The sequence below is a fragment of the Paenarthrobacter sp. 10L412 genome (genome assembly GCF_056395565.1).
Genome location: NZ_JBFTJT010000009.1, coordinates 85,356 through 105,986, shown reverse-complemented (window position 1 = coordinate 105,986; position 20,631 = coordinate 85,356). Strand labels below are relative to the sequence as shown.

20 protein-coding genes and 1 riboswitch are annotated in these 20,631 nt (G+C 63.4%); of the genes, 7 read left to right on the top strand and 13 right to left on the bottom strand.

Translation table 11 applies throughout. The annotated features are described in order from the left end of the window. Window positions 1-66: 66 nt before the first annotated feature. The 7 genes from AC1DD7_RS14080 to AC1DD7_RS14050 all read right to left on the bottom strand — a co-directional run bounded on the left by AC1DD7_RS14080 (window position 67) and on the right by AC1DD7_RS14050 (window position 8,629). Window positions 67-1,614, bottom strand: a complete 1,548-nt coding sequence (locus tag AC1DD7_RS14080; protein WP_477515467.1) for a glycoside hydrolase family 32 protein — start codon at window positions 1,612-1,614, stop codon at window positions 67-69. After that, window positions 1,611-2,771, bottom strand: coding sequence for an ATP-binding cassette domain-containing protein (locus tag AC1DD7_RS14075; RefSeq protein WP_477515466.1), 1,161 nt, complete (start codon window positions 2,769-2,771; stop codon window positions 1,611-1,613). Before AC1DD7_RS14075 ends, AC1DD7_RS14080 begins: the two co-directional genes overlap by 4 nt. Continuing rightward, entirely contained in the window at window positions 2,768-3,748 is a 981-nt protein-coding gene (locus tag AC1DD7_RS14070) for an ABC transporter ATP-binding protein (RefSeq protein WP_477515465.1), read from the bottom strand. Before AC1DD7_RS14070 ends, AC1DD7_RS14075 begins: the two co-directional genes overlap by 4 nt. Further along, the gene (locus tag AC1DD7_RS14065) at window positions 3,745-4,680 is read right to left on the bottom strand and encodes an ABC transporter permease (protein WP_477515464.1); all 936 of its coding nucleotides are present in this window, start codon (window positions 4,678-4,680) and stop codon (window positions 3,745-3,747) included. Before AC1DD7_RS14065 ends, AC1DD7_RS14070 begins: the two co-directional genes overlap by 4 nt. Before the next feature lie 10 nt (window positions 4,681-4,690). Next, window positions 4,691-5,668, bottom strand: a complete 978-nt coding sequence (locus AC1DD7_RS14060; RefSeq protein ID WP_224165690.1) for an ABC transporter permease — start codon at window positions 5,666-5,668, stop codon at window positions 4,691-4,693. A 133-nt stretch (window positions 5,669-5,801) separates the two neighbouring features. Further along, a complete protein-coding gene (locus tag AC1DD7_RS14055; RefSeq protein ID WP_442019148.1) occupies window positions 5,802-7,478 on the bottom strand; it encodes an ABC transporter substrate-binding protein in 1,677 nt (558 codons plus the stop codon). Window positions 7,479-7,558: 80 nt separating this feature from the next. Continuing rightward, complete coding sequence (locus AC1DD7_RS14050) at window positions 7,559-8,629, bottom strand: LacI family DNA-binding transcriptional regulator (protein WP_477515463.1); 1,071 nt, start codon at window positions 8,627-8,629, stop codon at window positions 7,559-7,561. A 272-nt stretch (window positions 8,630-8,901) separates the two neighbouring features. On the opposite strand from AC1DD7_RS14050, the gene AC1DD7_RS14045 reads away from it, so the two are divergent. The 4 genes from AC1DD7_RS14045 to AC1DD7_RS14030 all read left to right on the top strand — a co-directional run bounded on the left by AC1DD7_RS14045 (window position 8,902) and on the right by AC1DD7_RS14030 (window position 11,219). Then, a complete protein-coding gene (locus tag AC1DD7_RS14045) occupies window positions 8,902-9,309 on the top strand; it encodes a helix-turn-helix domain-containing protein (RefSeq protein ID WP_477515462.1) in 408 nt (135 codons plus the stop codon). A gap of 80 nt (window positions 9,310-9,389) precedes the next feature. Further along, on the top strand, window positions 9,390-9,641 hold the full coding sequence (locus AC1DD7_RS14040) for a hypothetical protein (protein WP_442004468.1): 252 nt from the start codon (window positions 9,390-9,392) through the stop codon (window positions 9,639-9,641). A 353-nt stretch (window positions 9,642-9,994) separates the two neighbouring features. Next, window positions 9,995-10,813: an alpha/beta fold hydrolase gene (locus tag AC1DD7_RS14035; RefSeq protein ID WP_477515560.1), complete on the top strand. Its 819-nt coding sequence runs from the start codon at window positions 9,995-9,997 to the stop codon at window positions 10,811-10,813. A 130-nt stretch (window positions 10,814-10,943) separates the two neighbouring features. Next, window positions 10,944-11,219 carry a DUF6480 family protein gene (locus AC1DD7_RS14030; RefSeq protein WP_477515461.1) on the top strand — a complete coding sequence of 92 codons (276 nt, stop codon included), beginning with the start codon at window positions 10,944-10,946 and terminating at the stop codon, window positions 11,217-11,219. Between the two features lie 124 nt (window positions 11,220-11,343). Here AC1DD7_RS14030 and AC1DD7_RS14025 read toward each other — a convergent pair whose 3' ends face one another. Beyond that, window positions 11,344-12,411: an ATP-dependent DNA ligase gene (locus AC1DD7_RS14025; protein WP_477515460.1), complete on the bottom strand. Its 1,068-nt coding sequence runs from the start codon at window positions 12,409-12,411 to the stop codon at window positions 11,344-11,346. Between the two features lie 47 nt (window positions 12,412-12,458). Here AC1DD7_RS14025 and AC1DD7_RS14020 point away from each other — a divergent pair, with 47 nt between their 5' ends. Both AC1DD7_RS14020 and AC1DD7_RS14015 read left to right on the top strand, forming a co-directional pair. Further along, window positions 12,459-12,692, top strand: a complete 234-nt coding sequence (locus AC1DD7_RS14020; protein WP_477515459.1) for a hypothetical protein — start codon at window positions 12,459-12,461, stop codon at window positions 12,690-12,692. Between the two features lie 129 nt (window positions 12,693-12,821). After that, window positions 12,822-12,972, top strand: a riboswitch (cyclic di-AMP (ydaO/yuaA leader). Between the two features lie 2 nt (window positions 12,973-12,974). Further along, window positions 12,975-14,303, top strand: a complete 1,329-nt coding sequence (locus AC1DD7_RS14015; protein ID WP_477515458.1) for a hypothetical protein — start codon at window positions 12,975-12,977, stop codon at window positions 14,301-14,303. A 244-nt stretch (window positions 14,304-14,547) separates the two neighbouring features. On the opposite strand, the gene AC1DD7_RS14010 is transcribed toward AC1DD7_RS14015, so the two are convergent. Both AC1DD7_RS14010 and AC1DD7_RS14005 read right to left on the bottom strand, forming a co-directional pair. Continuing rightward, on the bottom strand, window positions 14,548-15,468 hold the full coding sequence (locus AC1DD7_RS14010) for an AEC family transporter (RefSeq protein ID WP_477515457.1): 921 nt from the start codon (window positions 15,466-15,468) through the stop codon (window positions 14,548-14,550). Between the two features lie 123 nt (window positions 15,469-15,591). After that, the gene (locus AC1DD7_RS14005) at window positions 15,592-16,806 is read right to left on the bottom strand and encodes a PucR family transcriptional regulator (RefSeq protein ID WP_431117066.1); all 1,215 of its coding nucleotides are present in this window, start codon (window positions 16,804-16,806) and stop codon (window positions 15,592-15,594) included. A 208-nt stretch (window positions 16,807-17,014) separates the two neighbouring features. On the opposite strand from AC1DD7_RS14005, the gene ald reads away from it, so the two are divergent. After that, a complete protein-coding gene (ald, locus tag AC1DD7_RS14000) occupies window positions 17,015-18,133 on the top strand; it encodes an alanine dehydrogenase (protein ID WP_431117067.1) in 1,119 nt (372 codons plus the stop codon). 101 nt (window positions 18,134-18,234) lie between these two features. Here the strand turns inward: ald and AC1DD7_RS13995 are convergent, their stop codons facing one another. The 3 genes from AC1DD7_RS13995 to AC1DD7_RS13985 form a co-directional block, all read right to left on the bottom strand. Then, window positions 18,235-19,137: a hypothetical protein gene (locus tag AC1DD7_RS13995; protein ID WP_477515456.1), complete on the bottom strand. Its 903-nt coding sequence runs from the start codon at window positions 19,135-19,137 to the stop codon at window positions 18,235-18,237. Beyond that, complete coding sequence (locus AC1DD7_RS13990) at window positions 19,134-19,682, bottom strand: RNA polymerase sigma factor (protein WP_477515455.1); 549 nt, start codon at window positions 19,680-19,682, stop codon at window positions 19,134-19,136. The genes AC1DD7_RS13995 and AC1DD7_RS13990 overlap by 4 nt, the downstream gene beginning before the upstream one ends. Before the next feature lie 181 nt (window positions 19,683-19,863). Continuing rightward, the gene (locus AC1DD7_RS13985; protein WP_477515454.1) at window positions 19,864-20,568 is read right to left on the bottom strand and encodes a hypothetical protein; all 705 of its coding nucleotides are present in this window, start codon (window positions 20,566-20,568) and stop codon (window positions 19,864-19,866) included. Between the last annotated feature and the right edge of the window lie 63 nt (window positions 20,569-20,631).

Genomic DNA, 20,631 nt, shown 5'->3' with positions numbered 1-20,631 from the left:
GAAGATCGGCGGAAAACGCTCGGGATGTGAGAGAGGGATGGTTGGGCGGCGGTGCTAGGGGAAGAGTTACGGGAACAGCGGGCGCGGGCCTCCCCAGGAGTCGGCCATGGTCCAGGCGTCGAAGCTCGCCAAGTTGACGGTGCCCTCTGCGGCTGTCAGGGTCACGCGTTCGCCGCCCAGAGTCGGATATACCCGGGCCGTGAGCGGCTTGCCATTCGCGAAAATCTCGACGGCGGAGCGGTCCACCAGGACGCGAAGGCGCACGCGTCCGTCGGGCATCGGGACGGGGCCGGACTTGTCCTCCACATCCACCTCCGAGTCAAGGCTGCTCCGGGTGCGATCGAGTCGGAGGGTGCCGTTTTCGCCCTCAAGAGAGCGGCTGAGTTCGATGACCGTCTCCTCAGCACCATCCACCGACCCCAGGACGCCCAGTCGCAACGCCGCTCCCGGAGCCAGCTGCACGTCCAACTCAAGGTCCAGCTGGTTCCCGGACACCCCGGTATCCACAAGCGCACCGCCCCCGACGAGCACCTTGCCCGCTACGCTCACGTGGTTCCGCCGGAGCTTCTCAACCTCAGGAACCGGCGCAAAGTCCAGGGTTCCGTCATCGGCCAAAGTGGCAACGCGCGGTAGGCTCATCACGCCCGACCACCCTGCCTCCACCATGGCGGCATCGCTGCGGCCTTCCTGCATCCAACCGAACATGATGCGGCAGCCGGATTCATCCTCGAACGATTGAGGGGCGTAGAAGAACCGCCCCCCGTAGTCGAGCCGGTGCAGGGCAGCGGGCTCGAAGGTGTCCCCTGAGTAGCGCCCAGTCCAGTACAACGGGTGGCGGGTCTCGCCGTCGTCCCAGGCAGAGAAAACCAGCACATCAGGATGGGTTCCCTCAGCAAGGCCGGTAACAGAACCCAAAGCACCCTCACCCGCCCTGAACAGGTCCACGCATTCCCACATGGTCCCGGTCCAGTCGGTATCTGCGGGATCGCCCTGGGATGCGTCGCCAATGAACAAAGGACCCACATAGGTCCACGAACGAAGATCCGAGGATTCATACAAGAACGCCGTCCCACCGCGCCCCCGAATGCCCGAGCCAACCAGCTGCCGCCAGGTGGTGCCCTCGCGCCACACGCAGTGATCCCGGTAGGCAGTAATATCAACACCGGCCGGAGGGGCGGCGATCACCGGGTTTTCGGGCACTTTAGTCCACGTCATGAGGTCAGCAGAGCCCACGGCAACGCAGGCCAGCTCACGCTCGTCAGCTCGTCCGGAGTACACCAACGTGGGAGTACCGCCGTCGTTCACCAACACACCTGACCAGCAACCGTCCGCATCCGGACCGGCCGACGGCTCCAAAGCAATTGGCTGGTCCGTCCACGTGACGAGGTCCGTGCTGGTGGCGTGGCCCCACTGGATGCGGTTGTGGAAGGCGCCCTCCGGGTTGTACTGATAGAAGAGGTGGTAGACGCCGTTCCACTGGCTCACGCCGTTGGGGTCGTTGAGCCAGCCCGCCGGGGAAACGAAGTGGAATCGCGGCCGCAGGGGATCGGCTTCCGCGCGGGCAACCAGCTCGTCACGCGGAACGGTGGCGAGCGGGTGGGTCAGTTCAGTCATGCGGAAGCCTTCTTGTCAGTCTTTTCAATCGTCAGGGGTTCAGTCGCCAGGGGTTCAGTCGTTGCAGCCGATACAGCCTCGGCCGGTTCAGTAGCCAGCGCGTGTCCGCCCGCTCCTGCCCGCGGCCGGTAGAGGTGGCAGCGCACCCAGTGGCGGTTTTCGGGATCGCCCACCTGATGGCGTACAGGTTCCTCCGCGGAGCAGGCCTGGTGGGGATCGCCGTCGAAAGCGCAAACCGTGGAAGCCATGACGGCCTGCCGCAGTTCAGCGCGACGGACAGGATCGTAGGAGCCTGCGCGCGCCGGGTCCGGAACGGCTGACACCAGGAGTTGCGTGTAGGGGTGGGCCGGGTTGGCCAGCAGGTCCAGGGACTCCCCTTCCTCCACGAGCTCCCCGGCAAACATCACAGCGGTGCGGTCGGCCAGGTAGCGTGCCGAGGCGAGGTCGTGGGTGATGTAGAGCATGGAGATGCCTTGCTCGTCGCGGAGTTTGCGCATCAAATTCAGCACGCCGATCCGCACTGACACATCCAACATGGAGGTGGGCTCGTCAGCCAGGATGACCTCCGGCTCCACGGCGAGCGCACGGGCGATCGCGACGCGCTGCCGCTGCCCACCCGAGAGTTCATGTGGGTAGGAGTTGAGCATGTCGGCCTGCAGGCCAACGGTGGTCATGAGTTCCTCAAGGCGGCGCTGGGTGTCAGACTCCGAACCGCCCTTCCCGTGGATGGCCAGCGACCTCCGCAGGAAGTGCTCGATCCTGTGGGCCGGATTCAGCGACCCGAAGGGGTCTTGGAAGACCATCTGCAGTTGGGACCGGAAGGCACGGGACGCTTGGAATCGGTCGCGCTTGAGGACGTCGACGCCGTCAACCAGGATCGCGCCGGAGCTCGGCTTCTCGAGCCGGGCAACACAGCGGGCCAGGGTGCTCTTGCCGGAACCGGACTCTCCCACGAGTGCCACGATTTCGCCGCGGCCAATGGTGAGGTCTACGCCGTGCAAGGCCCGGACTGATTGCCGGGAGAACAGGCCGCCGATGGGGAACGATTTGCCCAAACCGCGGACTTCGAGGGCGGGTGTTTCGGAAGCAGCGGCCTGGCGGGCCAAACCTTCGATCGCAGGGGACAGCGACGTAGGGGACAGTGCAGAGTGGCTCATCGCGCGACTCCTTCCAGGATTGCGGGATCAACCGTTGAAGCGCCGGGCACCGTCAAGGCGTCCGTACTAAAAGGTGCCACCAGATGGCCGGGCGCCACCTCCGTGAGGTCCGGGATGTTCCGGAACTTCACGCCGTCGGGCAGTCCTGTGAGCGGAACGCGAGGACCGGTGAGTGGCGGGAACGCGCCCATGAGCGCCTGTGTATAGGGGTGACGCGGGTTGGCGTAGACGTCCTGCGCCTTGGCAGTTTCCACGATCCGGCCGCCGTACATGACGGCCATGCGGTGGGAGAGCTCCACCATGAGGGACATGTCGTGCGTAATGAAGAGGACGGAGAACCCGAGTTCGCGCTGGAGTTCCTTGATTTGGGCCATGATCTCCTGCTGCACCACAACGTCCAGTGCAGTAGTTGGTTCGTCCAGGATCAGCAGGGACGGCTTGAGGGCAACGGCCATGGCTATCACTGCGCGCTGCCGCATGCCGCCCGAGAGCTGGTGCGGGTAGGACTTAAGGCGCGCGGGGTCGATCCTCACGAGCTCCAGCAGATCGCCCGCCCGGCGGAGGGACTCCTTGCGCGAGTAGCCGGCGTGGGTGGTGAAGATGTCCACGATCTGCTCGCCGATGGTCAGCACCGGGTTGAGCGAATTCATGGCCGACTGGAACACCATGGCCACGTCCTGCCACCGGAAGCGCCGCAGTTCCTCCGGGCTCATGGCCAGGACGTCCTTGCCGCCAAAGGAGATGCTGCCCCCGGCGATCTTCGCGGGATCCTTCAGGAGCCGCATGATCGAGTTGGCGATGGTCGACTTCCCACAACCCGATTCACCAGCCAGCCCGAACACCTCACCGGTGCCGATGCTGAAGGAAACGCGATCGACGGCGGTGGTTGAGCGGGTATCGCCCACGTACTTTACGGTGAGGTTCTTGACGTCCAGGACGGGCTCGTGGGAGCCGAAGGAGACTTGGGAGACAGTCACTTGGCGGCGCTCCTTTCGGTGGTTGCGGGGGTCTTGGGTGTTTTGATCTTCCGCAGCCGGGGGTTCGTAACCTCGTCCACGGCGTAGTTGATAAGTGCCAGCGCGAAGGCGACCAAAGCGATGCAGACACCTGAGGGAACGAACACCCACCAGCTACCGGTCAGCAAGGCGCCCTCATTGCCGGCCCAGAAGAGGTTGTTGCCCCAGGAGACCGTGCTGACGTCGCCCAGGCCGAGGAACTCCAGACCGGCCTGGGCACCGATGCCGTAAATGACGCAAGCCAGCAGCGTGCCCATGACGATCGAGGCCATGTTCGGCAGGATTTCGCGGAACATGATCCGGCCCGCCCGTTCGCCGGACACCACCGCCGCAGCCACGAAGTCCTTGGAACGGATGGACAGTGCCTGCGAGCGCAGCACGCGTGCCGAACCGGCCCATCCCGTGACCACGAGGACCAGGATCACTGTGCCAAGGCCCGGTGGCAGGAATGCGGCCAGGATGACCAGCAACGGCAGGCCGGGAAGGAGGAGGAAGACGTTGGTCACCAAAGAGAGTGCTTCGTCGATGAACTTGCCGAAGTACGCCGAAGCAAGGCCCACCAGGATGCCGACGAACGTGGACGCGAAGCCTACGGTCAGGCCGACGAAGAGGGAACTCCGCGAGCCGTGGACGGTCAGCGCGAGCACGTCCTGTCCCTTGGCGGTGGTGCCCAGCCAGTGCTCTGGGGAGGGTTCCAGGGAGGCCATCCCGGTGATGCGCGAGGGGTCACCAGGGAACAGCACGGGCGCCAGCAACGCAAGTGCGATGAACACGAACATCACGGCCATGCCCAGCATGGCCTTCTTGTTGGTGAGGAGTCCGTGGACGAAGCTGCGGTTGGGCTTGCGGACAGCTGCGGTTGGAGTTGGCTGCTTCAGAAGTGCGGTTGTCATGATCAGTCCTCTAGTTGCTGCGCACGCGCGGGTCGAGGCGGACGTAGAGGATGTCCACCAGGAAGTTTGCCAGCAGCACGGCGGCGGTGATGGTCAGGAACAGGCCCTGCATGAGGGGGTAGTCCAGGCCTTGGACGGCGTTGAGGAGTTGGTAGCCCACACCGGGATACGCGAACACCACCTCGGTGAGCAGCGCACCTCCCACCACGAAACCCAGACCCATGCCGAAGCTCGTGACGGACGGCAGCATCGCATTCCGGGCTGCGTACCTGAGCATGATGCGGCCCGGACGCAGCCCCTTGGCCTCGGCCATGGTGATGTAGTCCTCCGAGTTCGTGGCGATCATGGTGTTACGCATGCCCAACATCCAGCCACCAATGGAAACCAGCACGATCGTCAGCGCCGGCAGCACCAGGTGCGCACCGACGTCGCCGATGAACTCCCACGTAAACCCGGGTTCCAGACCATCCGTGAACGCATGGCGGATCGGGAACCAACCCAGCACCACGCCAAACAGGTACAGCGCACCCATCGCGAGCCAGAAGTACGGGAACGAGCCGATGAACACAAGCACTGGCGGCAGTGCCGAGTCGATCGCGCCGCCACGCCGCCAAGCGGCCAGGATGCCCAGCAGGTTACCCACGACGGCGGCAATCACCAGCGCGGTTCCGCCCAGCAGGAGGGTCCAACCGATCTGGGAGGAGATAACCTCTGTGACCGGTGTTGGAAAACGGGAGATGGAGACGCCCATCTGGCCCGTGAAGATGTTGTGCATGTAATCGACGTATTGCTCCCAAATGGGCCGATCGTCCACGCCAAGAAGCTTGCGCAGGGCCTCGATCTGTTCGGGCTGCATTCTGTCCTGGGAGCGGGCAAACATGCGGGAGACGGGGTCGCCGGGCATGAAGCGCGGGAGCAGGAAATTCAGGGTGATGGATGCCCAGAAGGCGATCAGGTAGAAACCCAGGCGGCGCAGGATAAAGCGCACGGTTTCCCTCCATTCGGGAATTACGGAAAGTTTGGGGCACGCCCGGCGGGGCTTTCAAGTGGCGGTTGCCGGTTGGCGGCTCGCCGCCGGGCGTGCGGTGTCAGGCCCGTTGGGGCCTACATTCAGGCGAAGGTCACTTACGCGGTTCCAGCGTGGTCAGCACCAGGACTGTGGTGGGTGACCGCACCGAGAGGGTTGCGTACGGGTTGCCCTCGGTGGGCCAGCCGGTGAAGCGGGTGTCATTGAAGGCACCCCATTCCGGGCCCGAGAACAGCGGCACCAGCGGTGCGACGTCGTTGTACTCTTCCTGTAGCTTGTTGGCGATGTCCTTCTGCTTGGACTCGTCGGCCTCTGCTGCGAAGTCGGCCAGCAGGGCATCAGCCTTGGTGTCACCGAAGCGGTGGTAGTTATCGAACGTCTTGGTTCCCACCGGCTTCACAGTTGCCGTGCCCATGGAGGTGTTGAAGTACTTGTACGGGCTGGGGTCGTTGGCGCTCCACACGATGCCGGAATCGAAATCGCCCGTCTCGTAACCCGCAACCACGGCAGCCCAGTCCGGGGAGTCAACCTTTGCCGTGACGCCAACCTCGGCGAGGTTCTGCGAAATCACGTTGGCTACCGAAAGCCAGTCGGAAGACGATGCGCCCACGGAGATCTTGAACTCGAACGGCGAGCCGTCCTTCAGCTTGCGCTTGCCATCAGCACCCTTGGCGTAGCCGGCCTTGTCCAGCAGCTCGTTGGCCTTCTGTACATCCAGCTTGGTCCAGGTGCAGTTGTCCTTGACCTCGGAGTTCTTCCACTTCTCGTAGTTGCCGGAAAGGCCGGTGCAGTCCGCGGGCTTGGCGTAGCCGCTCATGCCGATCTTAGTGACTTGGTCGCGGTCAACGGCCATGCTCAGTGCCTTGCGAACATCAACATCGTTGAAGGGAGCCTTGGCGGTGTTGAGCTGCCAGTTGATCATGGCGCCCGTTGCCGGGAACCAGTACTGGCGGTGTTCCTTGTCCTTGGAAACGAACGTCTTTTCGATGTTCGGGATGTACTGCGGGGCCCAGTCCACGTCCCCGTTCGCAGCGGCGAGGTTGGCGCCGTCGTTCCCTGCAAAAGCGAGCATCTTGATGCCGGCGATCTTCTGCTTTTCCGGCTGCCAGTAGTTGGGGTTCTTCTTGAGCACGAAGGACTGGGCCTGGAAGCTGTCCACTTCCGTGTAGGGGCCCGTGCCCACGGGCTTGGCGTTGGCGTCCTTCTCCGGGTCGGCCAACGCGGACCAGATGTGCTTGGGCAGGATGCTGAGCTGTCCGACGTCGTAAAGCGCCGGCGACCATGGCTTGTTGAAGTTGAACGTGACCTTGTTGGTTCCCTCGGCGGTCACGGAATCCAGGTACTCATAGCCACCCTTGATCTTCTTCTGAAGCTCGAACGTGTAAGCCACATCGTCAGCCACGAAGGGCTGGCCGTCGGACCACTTCACGCCGTCACGCAACGTGAAAGTGATCGATTTGCCGTCGTCGGCTGCCTTCCACTCAGTTGCCAGCCACGGCACCGTGTCGCCCTTTGCCGGGTTGAAGATCAGCAATGACTCGTAAATGGACTGCTGGACCATCGGGTTGACGGTGGGCGCGAACGGGTTGAAGTTCTGCACGAACGTTCCCATGTCCTCACGCGGGATCGTGAGGAACGCGCTCGCGTTTGCTGCGGCGTCGGTGCCGGCGGTCTTGTTGACGGTGGCGGCACAGCCGGTCAGCAGCATCGCGCCCACCGCCAGTCCGGCCGCCGTGATGCGGGCAGACCTCAGGAATCGGGGTTGTGTCATGATGGTTATCTCTTTCCTATCTTCATCGTCCAAGGTGAAGGGGTGGGTAAGGGGTTTGCTCTTCGAGGTTGATTTCGCGGTCAGACCGAAGAGCGTTCTAGCAGCGGACAGTCGACCAATTGCTGGTCGGCAATGATCGGCTGTCCTGCTGTAAGAGCGGCGAGCGTCTGGACTCCCAGGGCTCCCATTTTTTGGAACGGCAAGGCAACGGTGGTCAGTTTTGGCCTCAGGTAGGCCGCAATCAGTTCCTGGTTGTCGAAGCCGATCACAGCGATGTCTCCGGGGATGGTCAGCCCCCGTTCTTTGATGGCGTCGTACGCGCCCATCGCCATGCGGTCGTTGAGGCAGAACAGCGCGGTTGGCCTGTCTTTTTCCGGATAGCGGTCCAGGATTTCGCAGGCAGCTTCGTAACCGCCGTCGGCCGTTGCGTATCCGGACACCACCAGTTCCGGGTCCAACTCCAGTCCGGCGACGGCCAGTGCTTCGCGGGCACCGGCCAATCGTCCGACTGCTGCAGGAATGACCGGGTCAAGGTTGATGATTCCGATCCGGGTGTGGCCGGCTTGAAGCAAACGCTCGACGGCGACCCTGCCACCCGCACGCTCGTCAGGGACGATCGAGGGCAGCTTTCCGTCCGCATCGAAGCAGTTGATCAAGACGGTTGGTACTTCGTTGGCACTCTGCGGAACGTGCACGCCCCGGTGAAAGGTGGCTGCGTAGAGAAGTCCTTCCACTCGTTGTTCCAGCAGCTTGTCGATGGCGGCATCTTCCAAGCCCTTGTTGGGTCCTACGGCATCGGCCTGGTCGGAGGGCGCGATGAGCAGGAACCGACGGTCAAGCCAGGCTTGGTCCTGCGCACCTTTGATGATGTCGACGGCGAACGGTGCCGTCACGATCTCGGTGACAAGCCCGTACCAATCGCTGCGCTGGGATGCCAGGGCCCGTGCTCCGGCGTTCGGGCGGTAGCCCAGTGCCTGCACGGCATCGTTGATACGGGTGCGGGTTTCCTCGGAGATGCTGGCATTTTCGCGGTTGCTCAGCACGAACGAGACTGCGGTCCGGGAGACGCCGGCGTGCTTGGCGACGTCATTCATGGTGACTCCCCGCTGCCGCACAGCCGCGGCGTTGTTGGGGGTGGTGCTTTTCGCCATTGAATGCTCCGGGTGTTGGTTCGGGTTGGTTCTGGTTGGTAATGCATTGGTTTGGTAACGCGCGTTACTTGGAACGTGTGATTTAGGTTACGCGCGTTACCTGTTTCCTGTCAACGTATTCTTTTCGCCTAACCCCGCCCGCCCGCGCCCCGACTCGACGACGCGCTGCGCACAAGACGACTCCTACCGTCTTGCACGCAGCGAACCATCGAACCGGGCCATCTCCCCTTGTCCAGCGCAGACACCAGCCACCACCGCGCTAGGCTTCTGCCATGGCATTGATAGCTCCCCGCGTTACAGCCGGCCTCCCCGCCGACGACGCCCGGAATCTGGCGCGCTCCCTCCAGGACAGCGACGACATCACCGTGTTCGTCGATGGCACGGTCCACCGCCTGCCCGATCAGGCGAGGGACGCCGTCGTCGATCTTCTCGAAAGGCTGAGCCGCGGCGAAACCATCACGGTCAGCAGCGTGGAGGAAATGCTCACGACGTCCCAGGCCGCGGAGCTCGCAGGCATCTCACACACCTACCTGCGCAATATGACCGACCGCGGAGAAATCCCCGTGGAGTACCGCGGCACGCATCGGCGAATCCGCCAAGCGGCGATCATGGAGTGGCTGGAAACCCAGAAGCGGAAGCAGGCCGAGACCTCCGTGGGAAATGACGCTCGCAACGACTAAAAGCGTCGGAGTGATAAGGATCAAGCAACGATCCCAGCCAACGGGCCAGCACCTGATTAGCCCGGGGTTACGCTTGTTCGGTGGGCAATTTCAAAGGGTGGCATATCGTGGCCGGGGTGGCCGCAATGGCCCTTGCCGCACCCTTGGGATCGGCCATGGGATTGAACTTCGTAGCTACCTTCATGTTTGCTTGCGTCGTGTTCGTCGCGGTCGCCATGTGGACAGAATCCAAGATCGCCCGACGCCGGGACGCGGCTGATGCTGCGGCCGCCCCAGACGCTTCGCGCGCGGCCGGCGACCCCGCCGAATCCGACGACGCCACCCGGGACTAGGTTCCGGGGCGGGTGGACAGCGGCAAATCGTTGGCCAAGTCCTCATGCTCCTTGCTAGGCTGAGTGCGAAGTCCCCGGACCCGCCTCTCTGGACCAGAGCCATGATGCGGCCGGGGTTATTTCTTTGAATTGCCAGTCTAAGCACGTGATTTGCCTGGCCTTCCTCAGATCCGGGTTTATCCACAGGAGGGCTACCGCGGCGCTGTGTATGATCTGCAACCGCGCCGCGAATTTGCCATCTGCCAGCTCCTCCCTTACAGGAAGCCTCGGACGCTATTCTCAACAAACAGGCACGAAGAGCTATGGAGTCGCAGGGCTATCCAAAGCACAATTGAGAACCGGAGGTTCGGGAGCTGACGACGCTACTATCTGCCGACGTCGAGGCCTGCGGGCTGACCGGCCGGATTCTTTGGACGGATGGAACGGCACCGCCGCGGCCGGGCAGCCATGCCAACCCCGAGCCTGCCAAATCCGGGGATCAGAGGGAGCCTGCTTACATCCTCATCCACGGCATCGGCGTTTCGCACCGCTACCTCGCCAGGCTTCATGCCGTCCTTGCTGCGAGCGCCCCCACCTACTCGCTGGACCTTCCAGGCTTTGCCGGGACGCCAAAACCCGGCCGGCAACTTTCCGTTGAGGACTATGGCGCGTTCATTGCCGAGGCACTTAAGGCGTGCGGCCTTGATTCGTACATCCTGGTGGGTCACTCGATGGGCGTGCAATTCGCCATCGAAGCCGCCCTCCGCGAGCCTGAGCGCGCGATGCACCTGGTCCTCATGGGCCCTGTGGTGGACTCCCGGCACAAGAATGTGACGCGGCAGTCGGTGGCCCTGTTCCTGGATGGCCTTCTCCGCGAAAGCCCATCGTCCAACTGGATTGTGATCACCGACTACCTGAAATGTGGGCCGCGCTGGTACCTCACGGAGCTGCCCGTGATGATGAAATACTCGACCGAGAAGCAGTTGGCCAAAGTCCGAACTCCCGTGCTGGTGCTCCGAGGGAGCCGCGATCATGTGGCCGGGCCGGAATGGGCGCTTCGCCTCTCGCGGGCAATCCCGGAAGGGCGGCTGGTGGAAATCCCCGGCGTGGGCCACGTTGCACAGCACATGCGCCCCAAAGCCGTAGCAGACGCTATCAGGAGCTTTGTGGCGGCGACATCCCGCCAGAGTTAGGCATCCCGCCAGAGTTAGGCACTAATGCACGACGGCGGATCCCGGCGTGGGTGCCCCTTGTTGGGTTTGCGATCTGGAGACTAGGCTGGCCGGGCAAGCACAATAGTAAGTTTGCTTAGGAAGGGCGACCATGACCAGCTATGACCCTGAGGACGATCCCCGGACCTTCGGCGCCTCTGGCGCAGCCGAGCCAGGCGACACGGCGGGCGACACCGCTGGCGACCCGGACGATGTCCACACAGATCCAGACATGCGCCAGGACGAAGACAACGATCCTGCAGCTTCCGCCAACCCCGATCCCCTGGACGGCAACGTCACGGGACTGGAGCCTGGTGGTGGCGTACCCCCCGGCGAAACCCCGCCTGCAGAGGACAGCATGAGCAGCGACCAGGGGCACGAAGAGTAGCTCGTCCCGAAGCCGCTAATACGTTGCCAAGCCGCTAATAAGTGGTTGGGCAACAACTTAACAGCGGTCCAACAACGTAACAGCGGCTCAACAACGTAGAACCACATCTGAGGAGCAACAAAGGCTACGGCAGCCTCAGGATCTCCCCCAGGTCATAATCAGCTGGCTCCTCCAGTTGCGAGTAGGTGCAACTCTCCGGAGTCCGGTCCGGCCGCCACCGACGAAACTGGGTGGTGTGCCGGAACCGCTCGCCTTCCATGTAGTCATAGGCAACCTCGATGACGAGCTCCGGCCGGAGGGGAACAAAGGAGAAGTCCTTGCCTGCGCTCCACCGGCTCTGCGCACCCGGCATTCGGGAACCCGTAGCTGCGGCATCTCCTTGGTCGGCCCACTGACCCCAAGGATGTTCGCTGAATTCCGTCTGGTACGGCTCAAGTTCGGCCACCAAGCTTTCGCGCTTGGCCATGGAAAATGAGGCCACCACCCCCACGTGCTGCAGCTGACCGGCGTCGTTATACAGCCCAAGCAGCATCGACCCGACAACCTTTCCCGTCTTGTGCCAGCGGAATCCAGCTACCACGCAGTCCGCGGTCCGTTCGTGCTTGGTTTTGAACATAACCCGCTTGTTCGGCTGGTACGTCCCCCCGAGTGGTTTGGAAAGTATGCCGTCGAGCCCAGCGCCTTCCAGCTGCACGAACCACTCTTGTGCTTGGTCGAGTTCGGTCACCGCCGGCGTTACGTAAACAGGCGCCTCAGCCTTGGCCAGTGCCTTCTCCAAGGCGGCTCGACGCTCGGAAAACGGCTTGTCCATGAGGTTCTCCCCGCCCAGGCCGAGGATGTCGAATCCGATGAAGGAGGACGGGGTGCTCTCGGCAAGCATCCGCACCCGGCTATCGGCAGGATGGATGCGCTGTTGAAGGCCCTCGAAGTCGAGCCTGTTGTCAGCTATGAGGACGATCTCGCCGTCGATCACGCATTTGTCCGGGAGGTTCTTCTTCAGGGCTTCCACCAGTTCAGGGAAATACCGTGTCATGGGACGTTCGTTGCGGCTGCCCAGGATGATCTCATCCCCGTCTTTGAAAACGATGGTCCTGAACCCGTCCCACTTGGGCTCAAAGTGGCCCACATCAGGGATCGAAGGAACGGACTTGGCAAGCATGGGCGAAATGGGCGGCATCACTGGGAGGTCCATACGACTATGTTCTACCTGCCGCTCGCGGCGGAAGCTAGTCTTGGGCGATGGATATCTTGGCCGTTCTAGTGGCGGTACTGGCAGCGCCTGCCCTCATTGCGGCCCTTTGGTTCTGGGTCTCCCGCCAGAACGGCAAGGGGAGAGTCCGGCGCGGCGCCACGGGTGGGATGCTGGGTGTGGCGGACGAAATTTTCCGACCCGAGACCCATTACGCACACCAAGTCCAAAGGATCCAGCACGAGCTGCCAGCTCCGGCTCCGGCCCCGGAGCCTAAGTCCTAACGGACCTTCGCGCCGGAAGGCGTCCCGCCCGTTACATTAATGTGACTTTACTATGGCGCTCATGTACGGTCTAAGAGCGACCCGTATCTCCGCTGGGCCGCTTCCGGGTTGACGCCGAGCTCTGCCGCAAACCGGGATCCGCCAGACTCGCGGCAGAGACGGGGGACCCAGAGTTCCCGGGCCTGATTTTTCATGGGCCCTTGGGGTGAAGCCGCCATGTGCGGCCGGACGGCCTCGTCCGAACCCGACAGCTAACCTCGCAGGCGTTGAGAGGCAACCACCATGTCCCCAACCATGGATCAGCCGCGCCGCGCCCAAATAGCGCGCGAGCGTACCCAGCCAACCGGACGCCGTCGGGCCCAACCCAGCGGATCCTCCATCAGCACGCCAGAAGCAGAAGCAGGTTTAACAGGCACGACGCCGGAACCCGCCACTGCTTCCACTCCCGCCCCTGCGGCACCCACCACGCGCGCGGCCGCTCGCGCGGCAGAGCGTGAACGGGCAGCCCAGGCAGTTATTTCTGCTGAGACAGCTCCCGCTAAAACTGCTCCAGCAGAAACAGCACCGGCGGACTCTGCTCCGGCGGATTCTGCTGCGGTAGTTTCTGCTCCTCTGGAGCCGGCAACTGCTGCGATTCCAACTGTTCAGGCGCCCGAACCGGTCACTCCCGAATCGGCTACGAATCCAGAGCCCGCTACCGCCGCCATCCCGATCGTTCAGGCGCCCACGCCCGCTGCTGCACCCACCCCCGCCGCGCACGAACCGGAACCCGCCACGGCTGCCATCCCGATCGTTCAGGCGAAGAGCCCTGCCCAGCTCGCCGCGGCCGCGACCGCCTCCGCTGGCCTCGCAAGCCGGAAAGCCATGCGCGCCCAAGAATCGGAGAGCGGAACAGCCCCTTCCGTGACAACGGCCGTCCAGTCCTCGGCAGGCGTCGCCCCTGCTTTCGGAGCGTCGTCCTTCAGCCACGAACCACACGCCGTCCTCACAAAGGCCGCCTCGGTCAAGACAATGGGCCAGCGCATGGCAGTCGTCGCTGGAGCATTGGGCTTGGTATTGACCGTTGGCACCATGAGCCAGGCCTTCGAGCTTCCCTTCTTTGGGAAGGAAACACCGACCCAGGAAGCCAGTGACGCAAAGTCAGGTGGCGACAGCAGGCAGTCAACTTCGGCCGCCCCTGCGCCCAGCTCGTCCAACTCCACTGCATCCGCTTCGTCGGCCACCAGCGCGGCCGGACAGCCGGCAACTGTTGCAACGCAGTCGTCGGAAGAGGCACCGGCTCAGGGGTCGTCGTCGTCACTTCCGACTCCGCAAGTTTCACTCGCGGATCCTGTTTGGGTCCCTTCGTCAGCCCCGTCGGCCGTTGTTCCTGTTCCGGGCGTGACAACTCCTGTCCCAACCCAGCCGGCCCCGAGCCCGGTTCCGTCGGACACGGTTACCACCCCACCTGCCACGACGACGCCGACGCCCACCGTCACTCCGGCGCCTACTCCAACACAGACTCCGGCGCCAAAGCCAAAGCCGACCGGGAGCCCCAGCACCACGCCGTCCAACGGTTCAGCACTGGATCTGGACGGCATACTCGACGGCGCCACAGGGATCTTGAAGTGAGCACGCAACTTCCCAGGACCAGCAAGCATGTCGGATGGCACGGCCGGTACTGCAGCAGCAGCCGCACTGCCACCTTCCGTCATCGGATAGGCCGCTGGAGCTGCCAGCGGCTGCGACGAGCCTAGGGAATCACGGCATCAAGAATCACTGCAGCGAGAAATCACTGCAACGAGATGAGGCAGGCACCTACCGGGTGCCTGCCTCTTCTGTTCCGCGCGTCGCTTGTTCCTGGTATGAATCGCTTCTACCCAAGCAGCCACGCCACCACAACCAACGCCACTATGCAAAGCACGGTTGTGCACAGGATGACGTCCCTGGCCATTGTCATTCCGCGTCCGTAGGGGGAAGCGAAAAGGAAGACGTTCTGGGCGGTTGGAAGTGCGGCCATGATGACGCTGGCCAAGAGGTGTTGCCCCTCCAGGCCGAACACAAAGCGCCCCAGCACCCAGACCACCACGGGCATGCCCGCCACCTTCAAAGTGGTTGCCACCACGGTCCCCACGCGGCCATCGCCTTTTTGGAGGGGCGCCTTGCCTGCCAGCGACATGCCAAAAGCCAGCAGAACCATGGGGACGGCAGCGCCGGCCAGCATATCAATGGGTTTCTGGACGAGCTCCGGCGCATCCCACCCCGTCAGAGCCATCACCACCCCCAGGCCCGAGGCGATAATCATGGGATTGGAGAAGGGCTGCAAAAGCATCCGTTTCCACGAGATTTTTGTGCCGCCTGCCACGCCCAGGACGCTGAGGTAGAAGGGTGCCATGATCAGGAGTTGAACCAGAAGGACCGGAGCAACGTGCTGCGCCGTGCCCACTGCATACAACGAGACAGGAATGCCAATGTTGTTCGCGTTGGCGTAACTACTGGCCATGGCACCAACTGCCGTTTCGGCGACCGGCCGCCGGAAGAACACGAAGCTCAACAAACAATAGAGAAGGCCTATAACGGCTGCTGACAGGAGTGCCAGAGGGGCGTCGACCCCCAGCGCGGCACGGATATCGCTTCCACCTACCACCGTGAAGAGCAGCGCAGGATTGGTGATGTAAAAGGCCGTTCGTGTCAGTGCGCTTTGGACATCAGGGGCCAGCACTTTGTAGCGGGCGGCAAAATAGCCCACTGCAATGACGGAAGCGACGATGAGGATCCCCGAGACAACGCCGCCCACCGTGCTCCTAAGAATTGTTGAGAAACCGCTTTCTCAGCGTAGGGGACGTCTGAGCGACTGTCCACTTTGCCCGTTCCCCACACGCTTTCCATGGCACCTGGCGACTCGCCGGCACGGCACCCGCTAGATCCGGGGCCGCGAGGCCCACCGCTGGGCCTTCAGTGCAGCATGCAACTCAAGCCGGATGCCACCGCTCAACGGATCAGCTCCGATGAGTTGGCGGATCCGGCCGAGGCGGTTGTAGATGCTGCTCCTGTGCAGATGAAGTTTCGCTGCCACATCCTGCACTGAGCTGTCGTTGTCATAGAGCAGTTCCAGCACAGGCAGGAGTTCGCCGTTCTTATCCTGGTCCTCCAAGGTGCGGAAATGAACCGAGCCCGTATCATCCCAGCCGCCCGGCGCCTGAAGACGATCGAAGAGTTGATAAACGCCCACCGCCCGGCTCTCCACCAGTTCCCCGAGGGGCGGATCCACGGCTGCGGCCTGTGCTGCCACTTTCGATTGCCTGTAGGCGCCTGCCAATTGCCGTATGACCTGGAACGGCTCGCTGATGCCCAGGATCACCCGGTCCACCGTGCGGCCCGCCCGCTTGGCGAGCTCCAATTGATAGTGCACCAGGACCTGGGCGTGATCCGCCCGGCCACCGGATTCCCGGAACAGGACAACGGAATGAGTCTCCGTGCCAGCACTGAATAACGCGGCGTTGACACCAATGGTGGACTGCAACGCTGCTGTCCGGTGGGTTAGCGTTGCAGCAATGGGGTCGACGTCGGTCCCGCCACCATCCGCGTCCAGGATAGTCACCAGTTGCCACGGACCGCGGCCTTGGATCTCTTTCCAACCGGCCACCGCTGCCACCGCGTTGGACTCGCCGGCACAGGCGGCCAGGAACTCCTGCTCCCGCCTCCTTCGGAACTCTGATTCGGCTGTGTTGGAATCGAGCAACAAACCAGCCAACAGGTCCAGTTCGTCACGCACGCCGGGCAATTCGGCGAGTATCGCCGTCGCGGTTTGCTCCTCAAGATCCTGCTGCACCCACAAATAGCCCACCCGAAAACCGCGCACCAACAGCGGGACGCAAACGCGGCCGAGCATGCCTAGCTCGTCGTTCGCCGGAACAACAACTGGCCGCACTGCCGTCGAGATACCGTGGGAGAGCTGCCAAGCACTGACGTCGCTCGGCACGCGTTTGCTCAGGAGGAAGTTCACCCGGACGCGGTCGGCGTGGGATTGGTTGGAACTGTAGGCGAGGAGGACGCCGTCGAGGTCCTCCAGGGACAGCCCCCTGCCAAGCTTGAGCGCCACGCGTTCAACGATCTCCTCGACGTCCTGCTGCATCCAGAAAGCGTACCAACATCAGGCGACACCTGACGCCCTAGCCCTCGACAAATGTCGAGCTCGTTTGAAGAAGATCCTTGAATTTACGGGGTTTTCGCTTCCGCTGGCCTGGAGGTCCATGTCGCCTGCCTCACAGCCGGATTTATTCTGGAATCACAGCCCTCAGCAAATATCCGGCCGAAAAAGCCGCTAACGATGGAGCCAGCAAATGATCATCGGCGTCCCCAAAGAAATCAAGAACAACGAGTTCCGCGTAGCCATCACGGCCGCCGGTGTCCACGAGTTCCGCACTCACGGACACACCGTTCTGGTTGAGCGGGGTGCGGGCCTGGGCTCTGGCATCACGGACGAGGAATACTCGATCGCAGGCGCCGAAATCGTTGCCGACGCCGACGACGTCTGGGGCCGGGCTGACATGGTCATGAAGGTCAAGGAACCCATCAAGGCCGAGTACCACCGCTTCCGCAAGGGCCTCATCCTCTTCACCTACCTGCACCTCGCCGCCGAGCCTGAACTCACCGCCGAGCTCATCAACTCCGGCGTCACGGCCATCGCCTACGAAACAGTTCAGGAGGGACGCACGCTCCCGCTGCTCGCCCCGATGTCCGAAGTTGCAGGGCGCCTGTCCGTTGTGGTCGGCGCTTCCTCGCTGATGGCTCCGGCTGGCGGCAAGGGCATCCTCCTTGGCGGCGTACCGGGTGTCCGTCCCGCCAAAGTTGTTGTCCTCGGTGCCGGTGTTGCCGGAACCAACGCCGCCGCCATGGCACTGGGCCTCGGTGCTGATGTCACCATCATGGACATCAACATCAACCGCCTACGGGAACTCGACGCCCTCTACCAGGGCCGCTTGAAGACCGTGGCATCCAACGCCTACGAGATCGAGAAGTCAGTTGTCGACGCAGATCTCGTGATCGGCTCCGTCCTGATCCCCGGCGCCAAGGCGCCCAAGCTCGTCACCAACGAACTCGTGTCCCGCATGAAGCCCGGCTCCGTCCTGGTGGACATCGCCGTGGACCAGGGCGGCTGCTTCGAGGACACACACCCCACCACCCACCAGGAACCGACGTACAAGGTCCACAACTCGATCTTCTACTGCGTTGCCAACATGCCTGGCGCTGTTCCGAACACGTCCACGTACGCACTGACCAACGTCACCCTGCGCTACGCCGTGGCACTGGCCAACCTGGGCGTCAAGGCCGCATTCGACCGCGACCCCGCCCTGGCCGCAGGCCTCAACATCGCTGCAGGCCACGTGGCACACCACTCGGTTTCCGAGGCGCACAACCTGCCCCTCGTCGCCGACTGGCACAGCTTGGTTACCGCGTAGGCTTTGCGCTTGCGGCGGTGACACGTCGCTGGCCCGCTGTTCTGTTGCTGCCCAGCAACGGAACAGCGGGCTTTGCACGTGCTGGGCGTCAAACCCGTGCTCTAGCCGTTGCCGGGGGTGACTGGTTCCTCAGGGACAACGTGAGTGGGAACCGGCACGGGGATATCTGATTGCCGAAGGGTGGGCGGGGTTACGTTGGGCGCCTCGATGCCCGGCGGCGTGATGGGTGCCGCGGGAGTCGGGATGCTGATGTTGCCCGGCTGACCATTCCCGGGGATCTTGGGTGTTTGGGGCGTTCCCCCATTGGGAGCCTTGGGCGAATTGGAATGTCCCGACGCGCCATTAGTGCCGCCTTGGGGCTCCTGGCCCGGGTTGGCGCCATTTCCCGAGGTGGCATTGCCGGCCGGATTGCGGCCGGACGGGTATGGGGTCGCCGGAGTCACAGAGCGGCCGCGCTCCTGTTCGGAGGGAGAGCCGGGATTCTGCCGCGATCCATTGCCTGATCCTGGCGTCAACTGCGAAACTACTGAGCCGATTGTGGAGCCCAGGTGTTGGAAAGCGCCCGGGATGCCACCCTCGGAAGCGGCCGCGGCCGTAGCACCGCCTGCCAATGACACTGCCACAGCGAGCCCGGCGATCGCAGTGCGGCGCTTACGACGACGGCGGGCCGCGAGTTCGTCTGTAGGGGTTGGGTCGGTGGGGGTTGAGTCAGTGGATCCTTGGACCGACGTGAGTACCGCCGTCGGTGCACCTGCCACGGCCGAGGCGACCTCCGCCGTCGTGCTTCTGCTGCTGGCAGCCCGGTCACTGATCATCAACGCACGGACGGCCGCAGAGGGCGGCGGAGCGGTGCTGGCGAGGGAGCGCAGTTCAAGAAGTTCGGCACGGATGTCGCGGGCGTCGTCGAGTCCGGAATCGGCCAACAGGCGGTCAACGGCCTGCTCGCCTGTATAACCGTCAGTGCGACTGCTCCGCCGTCCGGCCGGGGTGATGTGTTCACTCATGGTGTGCCATTCCTTCGTAGTGCACTTTTCCTCAGTGCACTCAATGCCCTGCGCTGCAGTTGTTTTATCGCCCCTTGGGATTTGCCCATGATGGCCGCCGTTTCTTCTACGGAGAGGTCAGCCACCACCCTCAATGCCAGGACCTCGCGATAATCCGTGGCGAGGTCCTCCAGAAGTTCCGTGACACCCAGACTGCCGCGGCCAAAGGCCTGGTCCTCTGCCGAGGGCGCCCGCCGCGCGTCCAACTCAGCCTCGTACGGAGCTGAATCCGGGGTCCGTTCACGCTTGCGATAATGGTCCACCATGCGCGCGTGGGCGATCGAGAACAGCAGGGTCCTGGCCCCTTGGAGGCCACCCTGCAGGTCCGGCAGCTTCGGATACAGCGCAAGGAAGACGTCCTGCGTCACGGCTTCGGGATCGTCCACACCGCGGGCGCGGAGGTAACCGAAAACCGGCCCGGAGAACTGGTTGTAGGCATCGGTGAAGAGCAGAGCGGGATCGTCCTCGTCCGTCTGCACATATTCATCAGCTAATGGGTTTAGCACCCGTGGATGCCTCCATCCCGCCCAGCGCAGCGGCCTCCCTGGAACACCCTCCCCGGTTGTTTCCCGGGCTCAGGACATCCGTTGCCACTGCCGTCTGTTACGTACGCCACCGTCCGTAAAGTGGTGGGGCTCCCCGTTCTAAACGAAGGAGCCCCACCCTTAAACCGTAACCGCTGGGTGCTTAGCGGACCGAATCGAGGCCTGCACCGGGAGCGGCAGGAACATCGGTGGGCACCTGCGTCGGCAGTGCGGGGGCGGCCGGTGTTGCAGGGACAGCGGGGACAGCCGGGGCACTTTCCGTTCCCGGAACAGCCGGAACAGCAGGAACAGCCGGCACCTTGGCTGCAACGGAAGCGTCAGTGCTTGCGGAACCGTCAGCGTTTGCGGAACCGTCAGCCTTCAGACCGGCAGCCTTGCCGGCGTCGACTACGGCCTGGCAGTGCGATTCAACATTGGCTTCGCCGCCGGCGGCCACCACGATGGACTGGAAACCCGGCACCTTGGTGTCAGCCTTGAGTCCACCATGGATGAAGGCGGTGCAGAGACCGAATGCTTCAGGCGTTGTAGCGAGGGTGTCTTCGGCCTTGGACTTCGCAGCGTCAACAGCGTCCGTTGCCTTGTCTTCGCCAGTCTTGGCAGCGTCAGTTGCCTTTGCCTGTGCGGCCTCGACGGCGTCAGTCGCCTTGGCCTGGCCGGCCTCGGCCGCGTCAGCTGCCTTCGTGGCGAGCGGAGCAGGAGCGCCGACGAGGTCGTGTGCGCTCTGCTGGATTTCGGTGGGAAGCGCGCCATTGAAGGCAGCGACACCGGTTCCGCCGGCAGCTACAGCTCCGGCAGCCAGGACGCCGGCGGCGACTTTGCTGGTGGCAAGGACAGTGAACAAGGACATAAAAGCCTCCGACAAACGATGTGGGGATTGCCCCGGCAGCGTTTGGGTCGCTGCCGGATGATC

Coding starts and splice junctions, on each gene's coding strand:
- AC1DD7_RS14030 (WP_477515461.1), top strand. CDS start 10,944: ATGACCAGCTATGACCCTGAGGACGATCCCCGGACCTTCGGCGCCTCT.
- AC1DD7_RS14020 (WP_477515459.1), top strand. CDS start 12,459: ATGGATATCTTGGCCGTTCTAGTGGCGGTACTGGCAGCGCCTGCCCTC.
- ald (WP_431117067.1), top strand. CDS start 17,015: ATGATCATCGGCGTCCCCAAAGAAATCAAGAACAACGAGTTCCGCGTA.
- AC1DD7_RS14075 (WP_477515466.1), bottom strand. CDS start 2,771: ATGAGCCACTCTGCACTGTCCCCTACGTCGCTGTCCCCTGCGATCGAA.
- AC1DD7_RS14050 (WP_477515463.1), bottom strand. CDS start 8,629: ATGGCGAAAAGCACCACCCCCAACAACGCCGCGGCTGTGCGGCAGCGG.
- AC1DD7_RS13985 (WP_477515454.1), bottom strand. CDS start 20,568: ATGTCCTTGTTCACTGTCCTTGCCACCAGCAAAGTCGCCGCCGGCGTC.
- AC1DD7_RS14065 (WP_477515464.1), bottom strand. CDS start 4,680: ATGACAACCGCACTTCTGAAGCAGCCAACTCCAACCGCAGCTGTCCGC.
- AC1DD7_RS14055 (WP_442019148.1), bottom strand. CDS start 7,478: ATGACACAACCCCGATTCCTGAGGTCTGCCCGCATCACGGCGGCCGGA.
- AC1DD7_RS14005 (WP_431117066.1), bottom strand. CDS start 16,806: ATGCAGCAGGACGTCGAGGAGATCGTTGAACGCGTGGCGCTCAAGCTT.
- AC1DD7_RS14080 (WP_477515467.1), bottom strand. CDS start 1,614: ATGACTGAACTGACCCACCCGCTCGCCACCGTTCCGCGTGACGAGCTG.
- AC1DD7_RS14025 (WP_477515460.1), bottom strand. CDS start 12,411: ATGGACCTCCCAGTGATGCCGCCCATTTCGCCCATGCTTGCCAAGTCC.
- AC1DD7_RS13995 (WP_477515456.1), bottom strand. CDS start 19,137: ATGAGTGAACACATCACCCCGGCCGGACGGCGGAGCAGTCGCACTGAC.
- AC1DD7_RS14015 (WP_477515458.1), top strand. CDS start 12,975: ATGTCCCCAACCATGGATCAGCCGCGCCGCGCCCAAATAGCGCGCGAG.
- AC1DD7_RS14045 (WP_477515462.1), top strand. CDS start 8,902: ATGGCATTGATAGCTCCCCGCGTTACAGCCGGCCTCCCCGCCGACGAC.